This is a genomic window from Methylobacterium sp. WL18, from assembly GCF_008040015.1.
In the GTDB taxonomy this organism is placed as follows: Bacteria; Pseudomonadota; Alphaproteobacteria; order Rhizobiales; family Beijerinckiaceae; genus Methylobacterium; species Methylobacterium mesophilicum.
In genome coordinates, this window is sequence record NZ_VRVD01000610.1 from 1 (window position 1) to 2,832 (window position 2,832).

The following is a 2,832-nucleotide window of genomic DNA, read 5'->3' on the forward strand; positions in this document are numbered from 1 at the left end:
ACCAGGCGAATCGCCGTGCGGGCGACGCGGTTGCGCAGGCGCCGGGCTCGCCAGAGCGCCCCCGTCTCCACGGCGAGGCCGCGGGCGTAGACGCTAGTGCGCAGGCTGCGGGCGTCGCAGGCCTGCTTGACCGGGTCGGCGTAGAACGCCGCGATCTTGTCCCGGCCCATGCCGGGGGTGGCGAGCCAGGCCGGCACGTGGACCCGGGCGAGCCGGTCGGCATCGGTGAGCAGCTTGCCGATCCCGGTGCCGGGGATCGGGCAGGCGGTCTGGAAGGCGTCGCCGATCAGCACCAGCCCGTCGCGCTCCACCCCGTCGGCCCGGGCGAGGTCGATCGGCCGGACCTCGAGGGGGCCGGACACCGACAGGTCCGGGCAATGCCGCGCCAGGTGGGGCATCATCGCCCGCAGGGTGGCTTCCGGGTCCCGGCGCAGGGAAGCGACCCAGGGCTCGCCGGGATCGCGGTAGCAGAACAGGTTGGCGCGCATCACCTCCCCGATCGGGAACAGGGTCAGGTAGGCGTCGCGCCCGCCGAACCCCTCGGCGAAGTAGGTCATGGCCGGGAACGGGAAGGCGGCCCGCGGCGCCGCCATGTCGAAGCCGACCGCCAGGGAGTGGCGCGGGCTCAGTGCCCGCTTGGCGATGCCGGCCTTGGCGAGCAGCGCATGGCCGAGCCCGGTGGCGAGCACGACGAGGCGCGCCTCGATCCGGCGGCCATCGCTCAAGGCGAGAATCTGGCGATCCGGCCCGAGCTCGAAATCGGCGACCCGGCCGGGGGTCAGCAGCCCGTCGGGCAGGGCGGCCCGGGCGGCCCCGACCAGGACGGGATAATGCGCGCCCCATTCACGGGCGGCCTCCCGGTAGGCGAGGCGGCCATAGCGGACCACCGCGACCTCCTCGGTCGCCGTCGTGCAGGCGGCCAGAGCCGCCCCGAAGCCGAGGCCCTCGAACAGCGCCATCTGGTCGGCCCCGAACTTCTCCGCCCGGAAGTCGCGGCGTGCCTCACCGCGTTCGGCCTGGGCGTCGATCAGCGTGACCCGGGTCCCGGCGCGGGCGAGCGCCCCGGCCAGGCAGCTCCCGGCCAGCCCGGCGCCCACCACGGCTACGTCGCAGGTTTCCGCCTCGCTGCCCATTGCTGTCATCTCAAAGTCGTCCCGCATCCGCGTCAGAGCCTGAACGCGCGAAAACGCATGAATGGTAGCGATCGGGAGTTCTGTAAAGCACGTACGTAATTTTTCGCGGCCGTGGAAACATACGGTTACGCTGCCGCGCCGGCTCCGGTGGGATGCCTCATCTTCTGATTGAATTTCTGTATCTCATCGGATCTATCGCCCGGCCCGGATCTTCCTCGGATCGACGGTAGCAGCCGCTCCGGCCGGGCTTTTTACTTGCCGGGCCCTACTTGCCGGATCGGGCTTCCGTGCAGGTGAGAGGTGGCTTGCCTGCCTCCGTCCAGGTGACGGTGCGACCCTTGCCGCGCAGCTCATGGCGCGCGTCACCGTACTGGATCCCATCCGCGTGCGGCTCGACCGGCAAGGTGACCGAGGGGCCGGCGGGCGGGTGAACGACGGCCGGCGCGTTCAGGTCGGCGGTGTCGAACTCGACCGTGAGCGTCTGCCCCGCGGGACAGGCGAAGGCGACCCGGTTGATCGCGGACGCCGCGGCGTGCGCCTGGTCCACCGCGACCGGAAGTCCCGCGGCGAGAAGGAGGGCGATGCTGCCCCGGGAAAGCAAACGGTTCACGGTACCTCCTGCTGTGCTGATCCGGGCACCGCTCCGATGTGCGGGACATCGGAGAATCGGCCTTCGAAGCCCGGGCACGAACTCTACCGCGATTCCGCCGATCACATCAGGATCGCTGGAATCGGGACGACGCTTCAGCCTCTCAGCTGCGCCACGAAGGCCCGCATGAACGGCGGCAGGCCGTCGAGGTCGCGCAGGCACAGGGTCAGGTCGCGGCGGGCCCACGGATCGGAGAGCGGCACCACCGCGATGGCGAGACCCTGGGCCGCCCGGGCGGCGGCGCTCTCGGGGAGCACCGCGAGCCCGACCCGGGCCTGGACCAGGCGGCAGACGGCATCGAAGCCGCGCAACTGCACCCGCAGACGCATCGGCCGCCCCTCCCGCACCGCCTGGGCGACCAGGAACCGGCTGATGGCGCTGCGCCGGTCGAGGCCGACCAGGTCGTGGCCGAGCACCTCCACGAAGGGGATCTCGGCCCGCGCCGCCAGGGGATGATCCCGGGCCGCCACCAGCACGAACCGGTCCTCCCGGAACGGGAAGGTCTGGAGCGAGCCGGTATCGACCGTGCCGGACAGGATGCCGAGATCGGCCGCGCCCTCGGCCACCAGCCCGACGATCTCCTCGGAGGTGCGCTCGTCGATCTCGACGCCGATCCCAGGATGGCCGGCCAGGAAGGCCGACAGCGCGTCGGGCAGGAACTCGGTCAGCGCGTTGGTGTTGGCGAGCACCCGGATCTGCCCGGCCGCGCCACCGGAGAACACCGCCATCTCCTCGCGCAGGCGCTCGACGCCGGCCAGGATCTCCCGGGCATGGGCCAGGAGCGTGCGCCCCGCCGGGGTCGGGCTGACGCCCTGCCGCCCCCGGGTCAGGAGCGCGGCGCCCAGCGAATCCTCCATGATCCGGATCCGCGTCGAGGCGGCCGCCAGGGCGAGGTTCGCCCGCGCCGCCCCGTGGGTGATCGAACCGGCCTCGACCACGTGCCGGAACAGGCCGAGATCGGTGAGATCGAACCGCATCATCGCCGAAGGCCCCTCCCGGCAGCGGCACCGCCGGGCGCTTTGGTCCTGCAGCGACGGCGCGGGACGGTAG

Annotated in this window: 3 protein-coding genes; all 3 read right to left on the reverse strand. The window is 72.2% G+C overall.

Annotated features, from left to right (window positions below):
• On the reverse strand, window positions 1–1,142 hold a 1,142-nt coding region (locus FV228_RS25780), incomplete at its 3' end, for an NAD(P)/FAD-dependent oxidoreductase (protein ID WP_147857142.1).
• Between the two features lie 256 nt (window positions 1,143–1,398).
• Entirely contained in the window at window positions 1,399–1,743 is a 345-nt protein-coding gene (locus FV228_RS25785; RefSeq protein ID WP_147857143.1) for an MliC family protein, read from the reverse strand.
• 134 nt (window positions 1,744–1,877) lie between these two features.
• Window positions 1,878–2,762: a LysR substrate-binding domain-containing protein gene (locus FV228_RS25790; RefSeq protein WP_147857144.1), complete on the reverse strand. Its 885-nt coding sequence runs from the start codon at window positions 2,760–2,762 to the stop codon at window positions 1,878–1,880.
• Between the last annotated feature and the right edge of the window lie 70 nt (window positions 2,763–2,832).

Bases quoted from the DNA above. Each gene is read 5' to 3' on its own strand.
- FV228_RS25790 (WP_147857144.1), bottom strand. From the start codon at position 2,762: ATGATGCGGTTCGATCTCACCGATCTCGGCCTGTTCCGGCACGTGGTC.